Genomic DNA, 19,255 nt, shown 5'->3' on the forward strand with positions numbered 1-19,255 from the left:
GTGCGGTGACGGGGCTTCGTCGCGTTCTGACGGCGTGTGGTGACTACGCGCGGGCGCCGGGCGCGCCGTCGGGCGTCAGGGGCACCTTGGGCATGACGAACCAGGCGAGCCAACCCATGGCGCCGAGCGGTACCTCGAGCAGGTGCGTGAAAATTGCGAAGACGAGCACGCCGGCAGCGGCGGCGGGCTTGTCGGCGCCCCAGGCCACCATGACGGCGAGCGTGCCGGCTTCGGTGATACCGAGTCCACCCGGCGTCACGCCCACCGCGGTGAGGAGGCGTCCGACGGCGTAGGCGGCGAAGAGCTTGCCGAGCGAGAGGTCGACGCCGACGACCTCCATCGTTCGCCAGAAGAGAAGGAAGTAGACGCCGAGGAACCCGACGACGCCGACCGTCATGGGGAACCACCCGGTGGCCGTCACCGTGGCGAGGCGGCGCCGCTGGTCGACGAGCACGTGACGCAGGTCGACGCGCGACTTGCCGCGCTGTTCTCGCCAGGCGCTGACGCGTCCGCCGAAGCGGCGGTGCACCCACGCGCCGAAGCGCTCGGTCTTGTGCGGCGAGATGAGAATGGCCACGAACACGGCGATGATGACGAGCCCGACGATGCCTCCCGTGAACGCCCCGCGGCGCACGCCCTTGGGCAGTGCGTCCGTGGAGGAGAGCAGGGCCACGCCGAGCAGCGGCATCGCCATGCGGGCGACGACGTTCCAGACGCCCGAGACGATGACCGATGTCGAGATCGCAGCGCGTGCGAAGCCCCACGAACGCAGCATGAGGTAGGTCGCGGCCACCCCGGCGGCGCCGCCGCCCGGCAGCAGGTTGCCCGCTGCAGAGCCGGAGACGTTGACGATGAGCGCCTTGACGTGGCCCAAGCCGGGCAGCGAACCCGTCAGGGTGAAGGTGTAGAGCCACAGGCCCAGGACGACGAGACCGAAGAGTTCGAGGCCGTTGACCCACCCGAGTCGATCGAGGTGAGTGCCGATCTCGGTCCACGTCGTCTGACCGAACCACGGCAGACCGAAGACGAGGATCGCCGCGGCGAGCGCGAGGCCGAACACGGCCTGCAGCAGCTGCTTGCCGGTGGCCTTCGGAAACGCCCTGGGGTCGGCTTCCTGCGTTGCGCGCCCTTCGGCGTCGGTCGCGGCAGGTTGACGCCCCACACTCACTCCTTCGTGTCCGTTCGGGCGGCGCGCGGTGGCAAGTCCCCGAAGATGTCACGCGCGACCGGGCCCTTGTGGAGCGGGTCGCGGAACCATTCCCGACAGAAGACTACGTCGTAGAGCGGTCGGGGAATTCTCAGGAATGCCGCCAGAGTTCGGTCGGCGTCGCCGTCGGCGCTGGCCTGCGAAGCGTGGGCGCGCATCGAGGCACGCTTCTGCGCGGCGAAGCGTCCCACCGAGATGCGGTGGGTGATGTCACGCCGGGCGCTGTAGGCGCGCTCGAACGAGGCCATGTCGAAGTCGTCGGGGAAACGATAGAAGCGCGCGACGAGGTGCAGAGCCCGGACGAGCAGGTCGCGCGGAACGGTGGCTTCGAGGACGCGTGGCGTTCCGGCGAGCTCGGCGGCGCGGGCACCTACCTCGTGCACACGCACGTGATCCCGGTGGCCGTAGCCGCCGTTCTCGTCGTAGGAGAGCAGGACGTCGGCGTCCTCCTCGCGCAGAATCTCGGCGAGCGCCTCGGCCGCTTCGTCGACGTCGACCGTGATGAAACGGCGCTTACCGGGCGGGTCGGGGAAGGTTTCGGGACCCATGCCGGAGTCGGCGTGGCCGAGCGTCTCGACGCGCGCGACGCCCAGTGCGCGGGCGCTCTCGAGGAGTTCGTTCCAGCGTTGGGCGGCGAGTTCGTCGGGGCCGCCGTAGCCGGAGTCGGCGAGGCCGAGGGCGCCGTCGGTGGCGACGACGAGGACGACGCGGTGTCCCTCTGCGGCAGCCTTCGCCATCGTGCCCGAGGTGAGCAGCGCCTCGTCGTCGGGGTGAGCGTGGAAGGCGACAAGCGTGCGCGGCATGGCATCGGGGGACATGGCATCTGGCGTGGTCATCGTGTGCCATCCTCGCGCATGACAGACTTCCATCCGTGAAGATCGCGCTGGTGTCGGACTGTTACCTGCCTCGCTTGGGCGGTATCGAGGTGCAGGTGCACGATCTCGCGCAGCGCCTCGTCGCCCAGGGCCACGAGGTCGTCGCCTACACGGTGACGCCGGCGCACGCGGAGCAGTACAGCGGCCTGGAGATCATCGACGGCATCCACGTCCACCGTTTCGCGCTCGGTCTGCCGTACGACGTCGCGCTCAACCCGATGGCCATCTCGCAGTTGCGCGTCGCCATCACGAACGGCGGATTCGACGTCGTCCACGCCCACATCGGCGTCATCAGCCCCTTCTCGATGGACGCGGTCCGGATGACGCTCGGCATGGGCATCCCGACCGCGGTCACGTGGCACTCGGTCATGAGCTGGGCGGGACCGTTGCTGCGTCCGCTGGGCTTCATCAAGCGGTGGGCCGCCGACGGCGCGGCGCTCTCGGCGGTGTCGCGGGTGGCCGCGCGGCCGGTGGCGTCGATGGCCGGCGCCGGTCACGAGGTCGTCGTCCTGCCCAACGGCATCGACACGGACGTCTGGACCCCCGGTGGCCCGCGGATCGGTGACGAGGTGCGTGTCATCTCGGCGATGCGTCTGGCGCGGCGCAAGCGCCCTCTCGAGTTCTTCAAGGTGATGAAGGCCGTGCACCGCGAAGCGCCGAACGTGCGTCTCGAGATCGCCGGCGAGGGGGAGCTGCGCGCGAAGCTCGTACGCGCTGTCGACCTCGCCGACGCGCACGAGTGGGTGTCGCTGCCGGGGCGCATGACGCGTGCGCAACTGCACGAGCGCTACCTCGATTCCGACCTCTACGTTGCGCCTGCGCGCCTCGAGGCGTTCGGCATCGCGGCTCTCGAAGCGCGCTCGGCGGGTCTGCCGGTGCTCGCGCCCACGAGCAGCGGCGTGTGCGAGTTCGTCGAGAACGAGGTGAACGGCCTGCTCGTCGACGGTGACGAGGGGCTGGTCGCGGGCCTCACCCGGCTCGCACTCGATCGGGACCTGCGCGAGTCGATGGCCCACACGAACCGCACCGTGCGCCCGAAGCAGGCGTGGCCCGAGGTCGTACGCCTCGCCGAGGACGAGTACGCGCGGGCCGCCGACCTGCAGAGGCGACGATGAACGTCGGGGCGGGCATCACCGTCGTCGGACTCACCTCGGATGACGCGGGTGGCACTCGGGAGGTGTTCCGGGAAAGGCTGCGCCAGGGCGTCGCGCCCCGGCGCCAGTTGCGCGAGGCTGGATTCCGGGCCTCCAGGCTGCCCCACGTGACGAGCGACGCCGACGACGCCGTCCTCGCGTACGAGGTGACGTCGCTGCCGGCCTCGTCCCGCACACCCTGTGTGCATGCCACGGAGAAGGCGGACCTCGTGCGGCAGCGCCTCGCCGCCTACGCGGTCGTCACGAGCGAACGTGGCGTGCTGCTCACCCGCCTGTCCCAGACCACCGGACGACCGGGTCTGTGGATCCTGCCGGGTGGCGGTGTCGACGCGGGGGAGCACCCGGCGGAAGCCGTCGTGAGGGAGGTCTGGGAGGAAGCCGGGCAGGACGTGGAGCTCGGTGAGCTCGTCGACGTCTCGTCCTCGCATCGGGTGGGTATCGGGCGCGGTGACGTCGTGGAGGACTTCCACGCGGTGCGCCTGCTGTTCACCGCGTCCTGTTCGCAGCCGTCCGAACCCGTTGTCCACGACGTCGGTGGTTCGACCGAGAGCGCGGCGTGGTTCTCGATCGCCGACGCCGTCGACCCCGAAGCGCCCGGTTACCCCGAGGGCGGCATGGCCTCGTGGGCCCTCGATGCGGTGCGGGCCTTCGCGGATATGCCATGAGTGCGACTGGCGGCCGGGTGAGGGCTCGCACCGTCTACGGGTGGCTCGCCTTCGTGCTCCTGACGATCTGCCTGCTCTGGGTTCCGGCCTGATTCCACCCGCCATTGGTACACACGGGGTGGCCTGCAACCTCCGATGCTGGGTACCCGCGCCTATCCGCCTCTCGAAGTGCGTTACGTCCCTGGGGCGCCGAACGCTGCCACGGTGGCGGACCCCGAATATCGGGTGGCGAACCTCGTGGACACGCGATGGTTCTGGCTGGCGGACGCCATGGCCGCAGCCGTGGCGGTGCTCATGGTGCTGTTCGTCCGGCATCGTGTGCGTCGATGGAACCAGCGTCGTATCCAGGACACGAATCAGCGTCGGCGCCCGTAGACGAGCCCCAGCGCACCGGCCACGACGGCCGTGGCGCCGATGCCGAGCAGGATGCCGGGCACCGTGTAGCCCGAGTCCAGGCTGATGACGTCACCGTACGCGAGCGCGCAGAGCACGGCTGTGACGAGTCCGATCGTGGCGAGGACGGCCCCGACGATGGTGGCTTCACGACGTTCGTCGTCGCGTCGCTCCTGTGCGCTCGCCGGTGCGGGTGTGGCCCCCTGCTCGTACGACCAGGCCTGCGTAGGGGCGCTCGCGCTGTAGCTGAAGTCGTCGTAACTCGTCATCGCTCGTTCGCCTGCTCTCGTGAGGTGGGGTTGGTCATCGGTGCCGCGTCGGGGGTCGATTCGCCGTTCACGAGCTCGACCCGGGGGTCTTCGACGGTGCCTGGCTGCGCACATGGACGAACACGTCGCCGATTCCGACGTCGGTCTTCAGACGGATCGTCTTGTTGCCCGACCCGAGAGTCGTACGGGTCGGCTCCGTGCCGCTCGAACCGCCTGCCTCGTAGAACACCTGGCCGGCGCCGTCGGTGGCGCTGATGTACCCGAGGCGCGTCACAGAGGTGAGTTCGACCTTGACGCCGCGCGGCACCTCGACGCGCAGGCGCCCGGCGGTGAGGCGGGCGTTGACGTCGACGACCTCGGGCATTGTCGCGACATCGACGCGGGTGAGATCGATCGTGCTCGTGCCCATTCCGGCGTCGTACGACTGCGTGGCGGCCAACGTCGTCGGCTGGGCGGACAGGGAGCTCGTGCGGCTCGAGTAGCCGGCCGCGTGCAACGACGCGAAGGTGATGCTGACGGCGATGAGCGGCACGACGAGCAGGCTCAACACACCGACGCGGTAGCCGCGCAGCGCGAAGAAGAGGGCCCCCAGGCTGACGACGGCAAGGCTCCCGAACACCAACCAGGGCAATGCCGTTTCGCCGCCGGTCGTCACGCCGCCGACGAGGCCGAGTGCCGGCGGGACGACGGCAAGGCCGGCGAGCAGGAGGAAAGCGGCGAACGGCAACCGGGTGCGGCGCCCGCGGGCGCGGCGTTCGGCGTTGCGCGCGCGGCGGGCCTCCTGGGCGGCGAGGTTGTTCTGCTGGTGGTGAGCCCGAGCCGCCCGGAACTGCTCCCGGGCGCTTCGGCGCTCGTCGATGAACGGCACCGAGCTCGAGGTGGCGTCGTCGAATCCGTAGCCCGTCACGGGTGGTTCTGCCACGGTGTTGCTCCCGCCGGGTGCGGGCGTCGGCGAGTAAGTCGCGTCATGGGGGAGAGGTTCGTCCTTGCGGCCGCGACGAACGACGACGAACGCCAGGGCCCCGAGTGCAACGAGGGAGATCACGGGGCCGGTGTTGCCGAGGAACTCGAAACCGAAGCCCCACGGCATCGTGACGATGAGCGCCAGCGCGGTGATCACGAGGACGACCATCGGCATACCGCTGTCGCCGCGGCGGGCCTCGTCGAGCACGACGCGGTCGGCGAGGTCGGGCACGAGACTCCACGCCAGGAGGTAGACCACCAGGCCGACACCTGACAGCACGAGCAGGATGGCCACCGCGCGCACGAGCAACGGCGCGACGCCGAGTCGCAGCCCGACGCCGGCGCAGACACCGCCGAGCCACCCGCCGTCGGTGTCGCGACGCAGGTCGATGTCGCGCAACGTCTCGATGAAGCGGTCGAAGCCCGCTCCCGTCGTGGCGCTTGTCGCGCCGCGCGCACTGCTCCCGGTGCGCTCGTCTTCCCGCGGATTCGGGGTGGCCGTCTCGTTCATGCTCCCAGCCTGCCGCGTACTCGCGGTCCACCGGCAGGGGGAGCAACCCTGACGCGACCCTGAACTTCCCCGAGGCGACCCCGGGAAAGGGGCGCTCACGCTCGCGCGTGCGACACCATGGAGTCATGACGACGCAGCAGAGCACCTCGGCCCCCTCGGGGGCCGAACGCGTGCTGCCTGCGCACTGGCCGGACGTCAACCAACGGCCTCCGCTCGAGCGCCTGCCGCGAGCAGGCTGGCTTGGCGGTGTCTGCGCCGGTATCGCACGCCACCTCGGCGTCTCGGCGTGGGCCGTGCGGGGCGTCGTCATTGTCACGTCGCTCGTGTGGGTGGGGCTGCCGGTCTACCTCTTCCTGTGGTTCTCGATGCCGCGCGACGAGCAGGCCGGTCGGACGCCGCGTCCGCGCCTGCTGCTCGCGTCCGGATTCCTCATCGTCACGCTCGTCGGCGCACTGCTGGCCGACACCTCGGGCGTCAGCGTTCAGCTCGGCATTCCGTTGCTCGTGTCGTCGGCGGGCCTCGTCATTGCGTGGTCACGCCTGGCCGACCGCGACCGACGAGCCTGGGTGAGCAGTGACTTCGGTCGACGAGAGTCATTGCTGCGCCTGAGTTTCGGTGCGTTTCTTGTGCTCGTCGGTCTCGTCACGGCGGCCGCGACGGGTCGTGGCTTCGCCGGTCTGCGTGACGTGGGTATCGCCCTCGTCGTTCTGCTCGGCGGGCTGGCCGCTGTGCTCGCGCCGTTCGGGCTGCGCCTGTGGGACGACATGCGTCGCGACCAGGCCGAGAAGGCCATGGCTGACGCCCGAGCCGACGTCGCCTCGCACCTGCACGACTCCGTCCTGCAGACGCTCGCGCTCATCCAGCGCCGCACGAACGAACCGGAGATCGCCCAGCTCGCCCGCACCCAGGAGCGCGACCTGCGCTCGTGGCTCTTCGCCGACGACGAGAACGCCCCCGAGGTGGCCGACGCGCCGGAACTGCTGCGCGGCGTCGTCCACGCGGTCGAGGACGGCTTCGCCGTGCCGGTCGACGTCATCGTCACCGGGCAGGCACCCGTGACCCCGCGGATCGAAGCACTCGTGAGCGCGGTACGGGAGGCGACGACGAACGCGGCCAAGCACGGTGCGCCGCCCGTCTCCGTCTACGCCGAGTTCAACGCCGACGTGGCCGAGGTGTTCGTCCGCGACCACGGCGAGGGCTTCGATCCCGACGCCGTCGCGGAGGACCGCGCCGGCGTGCGGGAGTCGATCGTCGGGCGCATGGAACGTCACGGCGGCAGCGCCCGCATCCGTCGTCTCGACGACGGTCTCGAAGTCTCACTCGCGATGCCCCTGGAGGAAAGGTCATGACTGCAGCGTTGCGCGTCGTCCTCGTCGACGACCACCGGATGTTTCGCGCCGGCGTGCGCGCCGAACTGCTCGACGCCGCGTCGGCGGGCACGCCCGTGGAGTTCGTCGGTGAAGCGGGCAGCGTCGAGGAGGCGGTCGAGGTCATCACCCGCGAGCGCCCCGACGTCGTCCTGCTCGACGTGCACCTGCCCGGCGGTGACGGACGTGGCGGAGCCGACGTGGCCCGCGCGTGTGCGGGCGTCGAGTCGATCGCGGGGGAGCCGGTGCGGATGCTCGCGCTGTCGGTCTCGGACGCGGCGGAGGACGTCGTCGCCGTCATCCGCGCGGGCGCTCGCGGTTACGTGACGAAGACGATCTCACCCGACGACCTGCTGCGCGCCCTGGAGCGTGTCGCCGCGGGTGACGCCGTGTTCTCGCCGCGGCTGGCCGGATTCGTCCTCGACGCGTTCGGCGCCGCAGCAGGGGAGGTGGCCGAGGTCGACGAGGAGCTCGACAAGCTCTCGGCCCGTGAGCGCGAAGTGATGCGCCTCATCGCGCGGGGGTATCAGTACAAGGAGGTCGCGAAGGAGCTGTTCATCTCCGTCAAGACCGTCGAGACCCATGTGAGCAACGTCCTGCGCAAGCTCCAGTTGTCAAACCGGCACGAGCTCACGTCGTGGGCGATGGCGCGCCGCCTGCTCTGAAAAAAAGCCTCTGCCGTCGGGGCCGAAGGTGGCGTGAGGGCACGTCGGCACCTCAACGGGGCGGGTTCGGAACGCGAAGTGGCGCGAGGGCCTGAACGCACCACACGAGTCACTGATCGCGTCCGGGCCCCCGACGACGAGAGGTGCTCCCCGGCGAACCGGGGAGCACCTCTCGTGCGAGCGAGTCGATCAGTGCCAGAAGACGGCCACGGCAACGTTGACGACGGCCAGCACCGCGGCACCGGTGACGAGCGGAGCAGCCACTTCGTTCTTCTTCTCCTTCGACTGGGCCACCTCGAGCAGGCCCACGACGACGAAGGCGATGAGGAGCTTGACCGCCACCCAGACGTGGTTGAGCTCCCAGCTCTGCGATGAGGCCACACCCACCATCGCGAGGCCGATGAGCAGCTGCGCGCGGGCGCCCCACACCATCGCGGGCACGGCACGCGGTGCCTTGGCGACGGCGGCGTACCCACCGATGATCGCGGCCATGCCGAGCAGGTGGGCGAACAGGAGCACGTTCTGCAGAGTCGTCATGACTCCAGGGTAGGTGCTCGCTGCACATCGCTTGTGCGGCGGGGCTGTTCGCCGTGCGCTCGCTATCCGAGCGTCAGGCGACGGTCGTCGGGTTGATCTCTTCGCCGGCGGCCCGCTTGGCCTCGGCGTAGGCGGTGACGTTGGCGCTGATGCGCTTGCGCATCACGGTGGAGACGAAGACGCCGAACGCGAGGGCCACGATGAGGCCGACGAACGAGAAGTTGTGCATCCATTTCTCCGCGACCTTGCCGAGGAAGTGAACCCCGTAGGCCAGACCGCCGGCCCACGCGAAAGCGCCCGTGACGTTGGCCAGGAGGAAGCGCGGGTAGCTCATGCGCAGGGACCCCGCGAGCGGGCCCGCGAAGATGCGGAGCAGTGCCACGAAGCGGCCGAAGAACACGGCCCACACGCCGTGGCGGTGGAACGCGTGCTTGGCGTAGCCGATCGTCTCGTCGTTGACGTGGTGCGGGAAGCGTTCGCCGAGCCAGCCGAACAGGCGATCGCCGAAGTGGCGGCCCACGAAGTAGCCGATCGAGTCACCCACCGCAGCGCCGACGATGGCGGCGGCGGCCACGCCGTGAATGCTGATGCGCGGCTCCGGCCCCGACGCGAGAAGGGACGCAGTGACGAGCATGATCTCGCCGGGCAGGGGGATGCCGATGCTCTCCACGAGAATGATGAGGCCGGTCAGGGCATAGACGGCCTGAGCCGGTACCGCATCGAGGAGGGCATTGAAATCCACCCCTCCAGGGTAGGCGCCTTTTTCGGCAGTTTTGACCGTCATGACGCCGATGAGACGTGTCGTCGCCCACCTTGCGTGCAGCCCCCGCACGGCCTCTTGCGGGGAGGGCCGACGTTGTCGGTGCTCACTCCTAGACTGGGCACCATCATGAGTGGGCTTTTCGACGACCTTCCCCTGCCCGGTTTCGACGCCGGAAGCAACGGCGACGCGCGCCGAGCGAACCGCGCGGAACGCACGCCGAAGGGCGCGCAGACCTCTGTGGTCGACGATTCAGGAGTGCCGCTGTGGGCCCTCGAAGAGCCCCCGGCCGACGGCGACGGCGACGTTCCTCCGGACGAGTCCGACGCACCGATGCTCGGGCGCGGTTCGCACTGGGGGCGCCCCGACACCTCAGCCGGGCCCGATTTCCGCGCGAACCCCGCGAGCCTGCTCGAGGGCATGAACCCGCAGCAGGCGCAGGCCGTCAAGCACTTCGGTTCGCCGCTGCTCATCGTGGCCGGTGCCGGTTCGGGCAAGACGCGGGTGCTCACCCACCGCATCGCCTACCTCATGGCCGAACGAGGAGCCCAGCCCGGGCAGATCCTCGCCATCACCTTCACGAACAAGGCCGCGGCCGAGATGCGTGAACGCGTCGAGCAGCTCGTCGGGCGCGCCGCGAACGCCATGTGGGTGAGCACGTTCCACTCGGCGTGCGTGCGCATCCTGCGCCGCGAGGCCAAGCACGTGGGCCTCAAGTCGACGTTCTCCATCTACGACGCCGCCGACAGCCAGCGCCTCATGGCGATGGTCACCCGCGATCTCGACCTCGACCCGAAGCGTTACCCGCCCAAGTCCTTCAGCTTCCAGGTGAGCAACCTCAAGAACGAGCTCATCGACGCCGAGGAGGCCGCGCGTCGCGCCGAGACCGACCAGGAACGCAAGGTCGCCGACGCCTACCGGCTCTACCAGCAGCGCCTCACGGCCGCGAACGCGCTCGACTTCGACGACATCATCATGACGACGGTGACGATCCTGCAGGCGTTCCCGCAGGTGGCCGAGTACTACCGGCGCCGCTTCCGCCACATCCTCGTCGACGAGTACCAGGACACGAACCACGCGCAGTACGTGCTCGTGCGTGAACTCGCCGGTGGTGAGAAGGCGTCGGGCGGCATCGAATCCGTCGACGCCGAGGGCGACTCGCGCGCGGCTGAGGGCGTGCCGATGGCCGACCTGTGCGTCGTCGGCGACGCCGACCAGTCGATCTATGCGTTCCGCGGCGCGACGATCCGCAACATCGTCGAGTTCGAGGAGGACTACCCGAACGCCACGACGATCCTGCTTGAGCAGAACTACCGCTCGACGCAGAACATCCTCGGTGCGGCGAACGCCGTCATCGAGCGCAACCCGGAGCGTCGCAAGAAGAACCTGTGGTCCGATCAGGGCGCGGGGGAGAAGGTTGTCGGCTACGTCGCCGACAGCGAGCACGACGAGGCGGCCTTCGTCGCGCGCACCATCGACTCGTTGGGGGACAGCCGCGGCGTCAAGCCCAAGGACGTGGCCGTCTTCTACCGCACGAACGCTCAGTCACGCGCGCTCGAAGAGGTGTTCGTGCGCGTGGGACTGCCGTACAAGGTCGTCGGCGGCACGCGCTTCTACGAGCGCAAGGAGATCAAGGACGCGCTCGCCTACCTGCGCGTCATCTCCAACCCGGCCGACACGGTCAACCTGCGTCGCATCGTCAACACCCCCAAGCGCGGCATCGGTGACCGCGCGCAGGCGAGCATCGGGGCGCTCGCCGAAAGGGAGCGCATCACGTACATCCAGGCGCTCGCCCGCCCGGACGACGCGCCGGGCATCGCCACGCGAAGCGTGAGCGCGATCCGCGGGTTCACCGAGTTGCTCGAGGGCCTGCGGGTCGTGCGCGAGAGCGGCAGCGGGGTCGGCCCGCTCATCGAGGCGATCCTCGAACGCACCGGCTACCTCAAAGAGCTGCGCGAGAGCCGCGATCCGCAGGACGAGACGCGCATCGAGAACCTCGCCGAACTCGTCGCCGTCGCGAACGAGTTCGACGACAACTACCCGGGGGCCACGCTCGAGGACTTCCTCGAGCAGGTCTCGCTCGTCGCCGACACCGACGAGATTCCGGAGGACGGTGAGGACCAGGGCGTCGTCACGCTCATGACGCTGCACACCGCCAAGGGCCTCGAGTTCCCCGTCGTCTTCCTCACCGGCATGGAGGACGGCACGTTCCCGCACATGCGCGCGCTGGGCGACACCAAGGAGCTCGAGGAGGAGCGGCGCCTCGCCTACGTCGGTCTGACGCGCGCTCGGCAGCGGCTCTACCTTTCGCGTGCTGCGGTGCGTTCGGCCTGGGGTGCGCCGCAGTACAACCCCCCGTCGCGCTTCCTCGGCGAGATCCCCGACGACCTGCTGCACTGGGAGCGCGAGGGCACGACGTTCGCCACGGGTCCGCGCGGCTACGGCGGGGGCTCACGCTCGGGCGGGTTCTCTCGGCGTGACGACGATGACGGCCCCGTCATCGGCCGCGGCACCGCTCCCGTCGCGCGCCTGTCGAGTGGCGGTCGCGCGGGCTCGTTCTCGGCGAACAAGAACTCGGCCGTGGGCCGTGGCAACCGCGCCATCCCGAACCTCGATGCCGGCGACAAGGTGACGCACGACAGCTTCGGCCTCGGCACGGTCATCCGTGTCGAGGGCCAGGGTGATCGCGCCATGGCCCACATCGACTTCGGCGATGGCCCGCCCAAGCGCCTCCTGCTGCGCTACGCGCCGGTGACGAAGCTCTGAGCCGGCCGGAGCCCCCGTGCGGGCCCGAACAGATGGCGAGCGCAACACGATCGAAATCTCGGTTAACGACGCTTAACTGAATTTTGCCGTGTGGTGCGCGTTACAGTTCGGGTAACGAGCGAAGGGAGCCCACCATGTCCGAGAACACGCAAGGTGTCACCGAGCGGTTGCGCATCGTCGTCGCCAAGCCGGGCCTCGACGGCCACGACCGTGGCGCCAAGGTCATTGCCCGTGCCCTGCGTGACGCGGGCATGGAGGTCATCTACACGGGCCTGCACCAGACGCCCGAGCAGATCGTCACCGCCGCCGTGCAGGAGGACGCCGACGCCATCGGCATGTCCGTTCTCTCCGGCGCTCACATGACGCAGTTCCGCAAGGTCACCGAGTTGCTCAAGGAGCAGGGCGTGGACGACATCGTTGTCTTCGGTGGCGGCATCATCCCGGAGGAGGACATCCCGCCGCTCAAGGAGATGGGTGTCGCGCAGATCTTCACTCCGGGTGCCCCGACGACCACGGTCGTCGACTGGGTGCGGGCCAACGTCGGTCAGCCCGCAGCCACAGCCTGACCTGCGTCGCGACGCTGGGAAGCCCCCGGTTACTGCCCGCTTCGAAAGCGCGTTAAAGTCACAGACGGAACACTCCAGTTCAACGATGAGGATGGATTCGCGTGGATCTCTTCGAGTACCAGGCGCGCGACATGTTCGAGGCGCACGGCGTTCCGGTGCTGGCAGGCCAGACGGCCACCACCCCGGAAGAAGCCAAGGCAGCCGCCGAGCAGATCGGTGCGAAGTCGGGCGGCGTCACCGTCGTCAAGGCCCAGGTCAAGACCGGTGGCCGAGGCAAGGCCGGCGGCGTCAAGGTCGCCAAGAGCGCTGACGAGGCCGAGCAGCACGCCAGTGCGATTCTCGGCATGGACATCAAGGGCCACACGGTCGGCACCGTGATGATCGCCCAGGGCGCCAAGATCGCCGAGGAGTACTACTTCTCGATCCTGCTCGACCGAGCCAACCGCAGCTACCTCGCCATGTGCTCCAAGGAGGGCGGCATGGAGATCGAGCAGCTCGCCGTGGAGCGTCCCGAGGCTCTGGCACGCATCGAGGTCGACCCCAACGTCGGCATCGACGAGGCCAAGGCCAAGGAGATCGTCGAGGCCGCGAAGTTCGACGCCGAGACCGGCGCCAAGATCGTCCCCGTGCTGCAGAAGCTGTGGGAGGTCTACCGCGACGAGGACGCAACCCTCGTCGAGGTCAACCCGCTCGTGAAGACCGAGGACGGCGACATCGTCGCCCTCGACGGCAAGGTGTCGCTCGACGCGAACGCCGACTTCCGTCAGCCCGGTCACGAGGAGCTCGAGGACAAGGCCGCGGCCGACCCGCTGGAGGCCAAGGCCAAGGCACTCGACCTCAACTACGTCAAGCTCGACGGCAACGTCGGCATCATCGGTAACGGCGCGGGCCTCGTCATGAGCACGCTCGACGTCGTCGCATACGCCGGTGAGGACTTCACCGGTGGCAAGGCGAAGCCGGCCAACTTCCTCGACATCGGTGGCGGTGCCTCGGCCGAGGTCATGGCCAACGGTCTCGACGTCATCCTCGGTGACGACCAGGTCAAGAGCGTCTTCGTCAACGTCTTCGGCGGCATCACCGCGTGTGACGCTGTCGCCGACGGCATCGTGGGCGCCCTCAAGAAGCTCGGCGACTCGGCCACGAAGCCGCTCGTCGTGCGTCTCGACGGAAACAACGTCGAAGAGGGCCGCAAGATCCTCGCCGACTTCAACCACCCGCTCGTGACGGTCGTGGACACCATGGACGGCGCAGCCCGCAAGGCTGCCGAGCTGGCCGCGGCCAACTGAAAGGGATCAGACTCCCATGTCGATTTTTCTCAACGCTGACTCCAAGGTCATCGTCCAGGGCATGACCGGCTCGGAGGGCATGAAGCACACCACGCGCATGCTCGCCTCCGGCACCAACATCGTCGGCGGTGTCAACCCGAAGAAGGCCGGCCAGACGGTCGACTTCGACGTGAACGGTGAGTCGAAGTCCGTGCCCGTCTTCGGCTCCGTCAAGGACGCCATGGCCGAGACCGGCGCCAACGTCTCCGTGATCTTCGTTCCGCCGGCGTTCGCCAAGAGCGCCGCGGTCGAGGCCATCGAGGCCGAGATGCCGCTCGCCGTCGTCATCACCGAGGGCATCCCGGTGAAGGACTCGGCCGAGTTCTACAACCTGAGCAAGGGCACGAAGACGCGCCTGCTCGGCCCGAACTGCCCCGGCATCATCAGCCCCGGACAGTCGAACGCCGGCATCATCCCGGCGAACATCGCCGGCCCGGGCCGCATCGGCCTCGTCTCGAAGTCGGGCACGCTGACGTACCAGATGATGTACGAACTGCGTGACTTCGGCTTCTCGACGGCCATCGGCATCGGCGGTGACCCGGTCATCGGCACCACGCACATCGACGCGCTCGAGGCGTTCCAGAACGACCCCGACACCGACGCCATCGTCATGATCGGTGAGATCGGTGGCGACGCCGAGGAGCGTGCCGCGGCCTACATCAAGGAGAACGTGACGAAGCCGGTCGTCGGTTACGTCGCGGGCTTCACGGCCCCCGAGGGCAAGACGATGGGCCACGCCGGTGCCATCGTGTCCGGCTCGTCGGGTACCGCGTCCGCCAAGAAGGAGGCCCTCGAGGCCGCCGGCGTCAAGGTCGGCAAGACGCCGTCCGAGACGGCTGCTCTCATGACGGAGATCATGAACAACCTCTCCAAGTGACGCACTGAATCACCGACGCCCGGCCGTCGTCCCGCAGGGGACGGCGGCCGGGCGTTGTCGTGTCCTAGCGCGAAAAACGTCCACATTCCGGCTGCTCGGACACGAATTGAGAACATTGATCACCGGCGGAACCGAACGAGCCTTCTTCGCGTCTCAGGTGCAGTTAGTTTTGTCCTGAGATCCCGAGCGATGGCGCCCGGGCGGGGGAGGAGAAGTCATGAAGGTCTCACGTTCCGCAATGCTCGCGGCCGCTGCCGCGGTGGTGCTGTCCGCTTCGGCTTGCACCAGCGTCGAAGGCGGGTCGGGCGCATCGTCCAACTCGTCATCGTCCTCGAGCGAGGCAGCGCCGCAGTCGAGTGAATCCTCGAGCGAGCAGGCACAGGCGAGCTCGTCCGCTCCCGAATCGAGTTCGCAGAGCGAGCCGAGCGAGTCCAGCTCGTCGAGCGAGTCGAGTTCCGAAGACCCCGGTTCGGGTTCCGAGGGGCAGTCGGGCCTCGTGCGGGCGAAGGTCGGCGAGGAAGCCAAGACGGGCGACATGACGGTCAAGATCAGCAAGGTCGTCGACCCGGTTCCCGTCTCCTCCGACAGCTTCATGAAGCCCGACGCGGGCAAGCGCTGGGTGGCCGTCAACATGAGCGTGACGAACACGTCGTCGAAGCCGCTCAACTTCTCGACCTTGTTCTGCGTCGACGCGAAGACCGATCAGAACCAGACGGCTGACGACTCGCTCTTCTCCGACTACGGCACCAAGTTCAACTCGAGTGCTCTGCAGAAGGGCGACACCGCCGTCGGTGACATCACGTTCGAGGTGCCGACCGGTCAGAAGCTCAAGCAGGTCGACGTCAAGTGCTCGCTCAGTTCGCTGCAAGGCGACCAGCGCGCCATCCGCATCGATGTGAGCAAGTAAGCGCACACCATCCTCAATTTTTCGACAGCACCGTTCGGGCGCGAGTCCGAAATTCACTCAGAACAGGGAGAAGAGCACATGACCAAGTTGATGACGCGCAAGCTGAGCGTCGCCGCAATCGCAGGCACGATGGCTCTCGGCATGAGCGCCTGCACGCAGGTCGAAGGTTCCAGTGGTACCAGCTCGAGTTCCTCGTCCAGCTCCTCGAGCGAGGCGGCCCCGAGCGAGGACAGCCCGAGCAGCTCGGAATCGCCCGAATCGTCGGAGTCCTCGTCCCCGAGTGAGGAGCCCAGCAGCTCGTCGTCGAGCCCGAGCTCCTCGGAGTCGAACGACGACTCCGGCGGCGACGACTCGTCGGGCCCCAAGGTCGGCAAGGTCGGCCAGGAGGTCAAGACCGACAAGATGTCGATCAAGGTCAGCAAGGTCACGGACGACGTGAAGTCCTCCAGCGACTACCAGAAGCCCGCGGCGGGCAAGCGCTGGGTGGCCATCAACATCTCGGCAACCAACCTCGACGACGACGAGCTGCGCTTCAGCAGCAGCTGCGTAAAGGTGCGCCTGAGCGACAACACGAGCCCGAGCGACAAGTACGTCGACTACGGTTCGCGTCTCGGCTACGGCTCGCTCTACAAGGGTGACACCACGACCGGTGACCTCGTGTACGAAGTCTCGCCCGGCCAGAAGATCAAGACGATCGACGTCGACTGCAGCTACGGCGACGACCGTCCGGTGCGTATCCAGGCCAACTGACGCCCGAGCGGTGTCTTGCCCCGAGCGGGCCGGTGAGAGTGTCTCGCCGGCCCGCTCGCGTGTGTCCACGGCGTGGCAGCGTGAGGCTCCCAGGCGGGCCTGAGAGGATGACGGGCGAGATGACTTCACGACGCCCCGATCCCGCCGAACGTCCCTCCTCGAACCGTCCGCGACCCCCGCGTCCGAGTGACGGCCGAGGTGGGTCCGGTGCGCGTCCGCAGCGTGCAGCGCAGAGCAGCCAGGCCGGCAGGGGAGCGCCGCGTCCGGAACTCGACCGAGGACGCAACGCGTCGAACCGCGGTGCGAAACCCCCTCGTGACGCGCAGAACCCTCGCGTTTCCCAGCGGCCCGGCCCCGGACGGCCGACGAGCGGCAAGGGCGCCCGGCCCGAGGGACGCCCGCACGTGCCCCTCGCGTTCGGCTACGGAGCGCTGTCGGCCGTCGGTGTCGTCATCGCGCTCATGGTGCCGGTCTTCGCAGCGTGGACGATCGACTCGCAGTCGAGCTCGTCGTGGAACGACACGCTCGGCGTGACGATCGACCTGTGGGCCCTCGCGCACCGCGGACACGTCAACGTCGACGGCACGAGCGTCGTCTTCAGCCCCCTTGTCCTCACCTTTCTCTGCGTTCTGGCAGCTCGCTTCGGCGCTCGCGCGGCGTTCCCCGACGAGCGCCTGCACGCGCGCGACCTGCGCCTCATCCTGCTCGCGTTCATCGGCGGTTACGTCGCTGCGGCTCAGGTGCTCGCCGTCGTTGCCTCGTTGGGTGCGAGCCACATCAGCTGGTGGTCCCTCCTGCTCGGACCGTTCGTCGTCGCGGCTGCCGGCGTGGCATGGACGGCCTGGCACGAGCGGGAGCACTCACCTGAGCTGAAGGCTCTCGACGATCTCGTCCTCGACGCCACACCGCTGTTGCTGCAGCGTTCGATCCGGTCCGGGCTACGCGGCCTGCGCTGGCTTGCCCTCGCCTCGCTCGTTCTCGTCGTCGCGCTCGTCGCCTGGCACGGCGGACGCGTCTGGACCGTCCACCAACAGCTGAACCCCGGTCTCGTCGGAGGCATCCTCCTCGTCGCGGCGCAGCTTCTGGCTCTGCCCAACGTCATGGCCCTCGGCGCCGGATGGTTCACCGGCTCGTCGGTGCACGTCGGTGCTGTCTCGATCGGGCACGGCGCGATGACGCCCGGCACTCTGCCGATGATTCCGGTGCTCGGCGCGCTGCCGGACGGGGTCGGGCCCTGGACGTGGATCTTCCTCCTCGTTCCGATCGCAGTGGGCGGCTGGATCGGCTGGGACGCCGTCGGCGCGCTGACACGGCTGTCGAGCCTTCGCGCGAAATGCACGGTGGCTCTGTGCGCCGCTGCGCTCGCCACGCTCGTCATGTGGCTCGTGTGGTGGTTCGCAACGGCCCGTGTCTCGACCGGGCTCCTCGACTACGTCGGCCCCGGGTGGAACGCATGGGTGCTGCTGCCCGTCCTTTTCGTGCCGTCGGCCGTCGCGGTGGCCGGCGTGCGGCACTGGATGCTGAACCACACCCACTGAAAAACCCGCTGAGGTCGGGAGTAATCCCAGGCCCTCGCTCGTTGGGAGAGACGTGAACGACACTCCGAAGGCGCCCGTCGGTGCGCGCAACAGCATGCTGTCGCTGCGCTACCTCATCCTCGGCTTCGCCCTGTCGTGGCTGCCCATGCCCGGCATGGCGCTTGCGGTGATCCCGCTCGTCGCGTCGTTCTACTACGGGGTGCGCTTCATCCAGGACCTCAAGAAGTCCGGCCAGAACAAGGCCGTTGCGCCCAACATGATCGGGCTCGGTCTCACGGCCCTGCTCATCGCCATGGTCGTTGCCCCGCTCGTTCAGTACGAGCGCACGATGGATTATCAGAAGTGCCTCTGGGGTGCGAACACCAACCAGGCGCGCGAGGCTTGCGAGAACCAGCACGACCAGCACCCGGGCACCGTCCAGCGCTTCTTCCTCGACTGACCACCCCCACCCCCGATGTTGAGCGGGCGCCGCGGCACCGGTCCCGCGATACCCAGGAAACATCGGCGTCACAGGAGCCCCGCGAGGCGCAGCCGATGTTCGATCTGCGCGAAGAACGGATCCGGATCGGTGCGCAGCGCCACCACGGGAATGCGCAGCACGGCGTCACCGCCCAGGGTGAGGTAGTTCTGACGCAGGGCGTCCTGAGTCGGGTTGTCGCCCATGAAGTGGTGCATGCCGTCAATCTCGACGGTGAGCTTCGCAGCCTCCCAGCGCACGTCGAGGTAGTACGAGCCGTTCGGGTGACGTCGTCGAACCTGACGATCCGGCACCGGTAGACCGCGTCTGCGGCACAGCTGAACGAAATCGATCTCACCAATCGACTCGGACCCGGTGGTGATGTCCCCGAGAAGTTCGCGAATCAGTTTGCGGCGGTGCAGTTTGGGGAGGCGTTCGAGGGCCTGCCAGTAGTCGTCTGCTCGGGCGAGTCGCTGCTGCACCGTCATGGCGAGCACCGTCGCAGCCTCCCGATCCGTTCGCGCGATGGCGGCGGCGCGCAACGACGCCCATGCGGGATGAGAGTGGGGAATCGGTGTCTGCGACAGCCGGGGTGGCCGGAACAGGAACATCCCGCGCGTGCCGGGCGGGAAGGACGTGCGCTGACCGTAGTGAGGCAGCGCCACGACGATCTGCTGCGCGCTCCAGCCTCGCAAACCGTGGA

20 protein-coding genes are annotated in these 19,255 nt (G+C 68.5%); 13 read left to right on the top strand and 7 right to left on the bottom strand.

Annotation, left to right across the window (positions count from 1 at the left end; all coding sequences use genetic code 11):
- Window positions 1–43: 43 nt before the first annotated feature.
- Together IM689_RS03330 and IM689_RS03335 are read right to left on the bottom strand one after the other, a co-directional pair.
- Complete coding sequence (locus IM689_RS03330) at window positions 44–1,162, bottom strand: lysylphosphatidylglycerol synthase transmembrane domain-containing protein (RefSeq protein WP_319803787.1); 1,119 nt, start codon at window positions 1,160–1,162, stop codon at window positions 44–46.
- Between the two features lie 2 nt (window positions 1,163–1,164).
- On the bottom strand, window positions 1,165–2,043 hold the full coding sequence (locus IM689_RS03335; protein WP_227484453.1) for a PIG-L deacetylase family protein: 879 nt from the start codon (window positions 2,041–2,043) through the stop codon (window positions 1,165–1,167).
- Window positions 2,044–2,078: 35 nt separating this feature from the next.
- Here IM689_RS03335 and IM689_RS03340 point away from each other — a divergent pair, with 35 nt between their 5' ends.
- The 3 genes from IM689_RS03340 to IM689_RS03350 all read left to right on the top strand — a co-directional run bounded on the left by IM689_RS03340 (window position 2,079) and on the right by IM689_RS03350 (window position 4,276).
- Window positions 2,079–3,197 carry a glycosyltransferase family 4 protein gene (locus IM689_RS03340; RefSeq protein ID WP_193642895.1) on the top strand — a complete coding sequence of 373 codons (1,119 nt, stop codon included), beginning with the start codon at window positions 2,079–2,081 and terminating at the stop codon, window positions 3,195–3,197.
- A gap of 146 nt (window positions 3,198–3,343) precedes the next feature.
- A complete protein-coding gene (locus tag IM689_RS03345) occupies window positions 3,344–3,901 on the top strand; it encodes an NUDIX hydrolase (protein WP_193642896.1) in 558 nt (185 codons plus the stop codon).
- Between the two features lie 204 nt (window positions 3,902–4,105).
- Window positions 4,106–4,276 (top strand): hypothetical protein, encoded by a 171-nt coding sequence (locus IM689_RS03350; RefSeq protein ID WP_193642897.1) that lies wholly within the window; start codon window positions 4,106–4,108, stop codon window positions 4,274–4,276.
- Here IM689_RS03350 and IM689_RS03355 read toward each other — a convergent pair.
- Entirely contained in the window at window positions 4,258–4,563 is a 306-nt protein-coding gene (locus IM689_RS03355; RefSeq protein ID WP_193642898.1) for a hypothetical protein, read from the bottom strand. The genes IM689_RS03350 and IM689_RS03355 overlap by 19 nt on opposite strands.
- 67 nt (window positions 4,564–4,630) lie before the next feature.
- On the bottom strand, window positions 4,631–6,037 hold the full coding sequence (locus tag IM689_RS03360; protein ID WP_193642899.1) for a PspC domain-containing protein: 1,407 nt from the start codon (window positions 6,035–6,037) through the stop codon (window positions 4,631–4,633).
- A gap of 125 nt (window positions 6,038–6,162) precedes the next feature.
- Between IM689_RS03360 and IM689_RS03365 the strand changes: the two genes are divergently transcribed.
- Window positions 6,163–7,386, top strand: coding sequence for an ATP-binding protein (locus IM689_RS03365; protein WP_193642900.1), 1,224 nt, complete (start codon window positions 6,163–6,165; stop codon window positions 7,384–7,386).
- Window positions 7,383–8,069 carry a LuxR C-terminal-related transcriptional regulator gene (locus IM689_RS03370; RefSeq protein WP_193642901.1) on the top strand — a complete coding sequence of 229 codons (687 nt, stop codon included), beginning with the start codon at window positions 7,383–7,385 and terminating at the stop codon, window positions 8,067–8,069. The genes IM689_RS03365 and IM689_RS03370 overlap by 4 nt, the downstream gene beginning before the upstream one ends.
- 189 nt (window positions 8,070–8,258) lie before the next feature.
- Here the strand turns inward: IM689_RS03370 and IM689_RS03375 are convergent, their stop codons facing one another.
- The gene (locus IM689_RS03375) at window positions 8,259–8,606 is read right to left on the bottom strand and encodes a hypothetical protein (protein ID WP_047311801.1); all 348 of its coding nucleotides are present in this window, start codon (window positions 8,604–8,606) and stop codon (window positions 8,259–8,261) included.
- A gap of 73 nt (window positions 8,607–8,679) precedes the next feature.
- Entirely contained in the window at window positions 8,680–9,348 is a 669-nt protein-coding gene (locus tag IM689_RS03380) for a DedA family protein (protein WP_193642902.1), read from the bottom strand.
- Between the two features lie 147 nt (window positions 9,349–9,495).
- Between IM689_RS03380 and pcrA the strand changes: the two genes are divergently transcribed.
- From pcrA to IM689_RS03420, 8 genes are all read left to right on the top strand, one after another.
- Window positions 9,496–12,132, top strand: a complete 2,637-nt coding sequence (pcrA, locus tag IM689_RS03385; protein ID WP_193642903.1) for a DNA helicase PcrA — start codon at window positions 9,496–9,498, stop codon at window positions 12,130–12,132.
- A 134-nt stretch (window positions 12,133–12,266) separates the two neighbouring features.
- Complete coding sequence (locus IM689_RS03390; protein ID WP_193642904.1) at window positions 12,267–12,698, top strand: cobalamin B12-binding domain-containing protein; 432 nt, start codon at window positions 12,267–12,269, stop codon at window positions 12,696–12,698.
- Between the two features lie 101 nt (window positions 12,699–12,799).
- Window positions 12,800–13,984 carry an ADP-forming succinate--CoA ligase subunit beta gene (gene sucC / locus IM689_RS03395; protein WP_047311805.1) on the top strand — a complete coding sequence of 395 codons (1,185 nt, stop codon included), beginning with the start codon at window positions 12,800–12,802 and terminating at the stop codon, window positions 13,982–13,984.
- Window positions 13,985–14,000: 16 nt separating this feature from the next.
- Window positions 14,001–14,900: a succinate--CoA ligase subunit alpha gene (sucD, locus tag IM689_RS03400; protein ID WP_047311806.1), complete on the top strand. Its 900-nt coding sequence runs from the start codon at window positions 14,001–14,003 to the stop codon at window positions 14,898–14,900.
- A 217-nt stretch (window positions 14,901–15,117) separates the two neighbouring features.
- Window positions 15,118–15,807 (top strand): DUF4352 domain-containing protein, encoded by a 690-nt coding sequence (locus tag IM689_RS03405; protein WP_187037666.1) that lies wholly within the window; start codon window positions 15,118–15,120, stop codon window positions 15,805–15,807.
- A gap of 78 nt (window positions 15,808–15,885) precedes the next feature.
- Window positions 15,886–16,557 carry a DUF4352 domain-containing protein gene (locus tag IM689_RS03410; protein ID WP_187037668.1) on the top strand — a complete coding sequence of 224 codons (672 nt, stop codon included), beginning with the start codon at window positions 15,886–15,888 and terminating at the stop codon, window positions 16,555–16,557.
- Between the two features lie 404 nt (window positions 16,558–16,961).
- On the top strand, window positions 16,962–18,095 hold the full coding sequence (locus IM689_RS03415; RefSeq protein WP_193642905.1) for a cell division protein PerM: 1,134 nt from the start codon (window positions 16,962–16,964) through the stop codon (window positions 18,093–18,095).
- Window positions 18,096–18,147: 52 nt separating this feature from the next.
- Window positions 18,148–18,534 (top strand): hypothetical protein, encoded by a 387-nt coding sequence (locus IM689_RS03420; protein WP_129664725.1) that lies wholly within the window; start codon window positions 18,148–18,150, stop codon window positions 18,532–18,534.
- Between the two features lie 68 nt (window positions 18,535–18,602).
- Here IM689_RS03420 and IM689_RS03425 read toward each other — a convergent pair whose 3' ends face one another.
- Complete coding sequence (locus IM689_RS03425; protein WP_193642906.1) at window positions 18,603–19,247, bottom strand: endonuclease domain-containing protein; 645 nt, start codon at window positions 19,245–19,247, stop codon at window positions 18,603–18,605.
- Between the last annotated feature and the right edge of the window lie 8 nt (window positions 19,248–19,255).

The sequence above is a fragment of the Dermacoccus barathri genome, assembly GCF_015070805.1.
GTDB classification, from domain to species: domain Bacteria; phylum Actinomycetota; class Actinomycetes; order Actinomycetales; family Dermatophilaceae; genus Dermacoccus; species Dermacoccus abyssi.

Bases quoted from the DNA above. Each gene is read 5' to 3' on its own strand.
- IM689_RS03335 (WP_227484453.1), bottom strand. From the start codon at position 2,043: ATGACCACGCCAGATGCCATGTCCCCCGATGCCATGCCGCGCACGCTT.
- IM689_RS03355 (WP_193642898.1), bottom strand. From the start codon at position 4,563: ATGACGAGTTACGACGACTTCAGCTACAGCGCGAGCGCCCCTACGCAG.
- IM689_RS03360 (WP_193642899.1), bottom strand. From the start codon at position 6,037: ATGAACGAGACGGCCACCCCGAATCCGCGGGAAGACGAGCGCACCGGG.
- IM689_RS03365 (WP_193642900.1), top strand. From the start codon at position 6,163: ATGACGACGCAGCAGAGCACCTCGGCCCCCTCGGGGGCCGAACGCGTG.
- IM689_RS03370 (WP_193642901.1), top strand. From the start codon at position 7,383: ATGACTGCAGCGTTGCGCGTCGTCCTCGTCGACGACCACCGGATGTTT.
- IM689_RS03375 (WP_047311801.1), bottom strand. From the start codon at position 8,606: ATGACGACTCTGCAGAACGTGCTCCTGTTCGCCCACCTGCTCGGCATG.
- pcrA (WP_193642903.1), top strand. From the start codon at position 9,496: ATGAGTGGGCTTTTCGACGACCTTCCCCTGCCCGGTTTCGACGCCGGA.
- IM689_RS03390 (WP_193642904.1), top strand. From the start codon at position 12,267: ATGTCCGAGAACACGCAAGGTGTCACCGAGCGGTTGCGCATCGTCGTC.
- sucD (WP_047311806.1), top strand. From the start codon at position 14,001: ATGTCGATTTTTCTCAACGCTGACTCCAAGGTCATCGTCCAGGGCATG.
- IM689_RS03405 (WP_187037666.1), top strand. From the start codon at position 15,118: ATGAAGGTCTCACGTTCCGCAATGCTCGCGGCCGCTGCCGCGGTGGTG.
- IM689_RS03410 (WP_187037668.1), top strand. From the start codon at position 15,886: ATGACCAAGTTGATGACGCGCAAGCTGAGCGTCGCCGCAATCGCAGGC.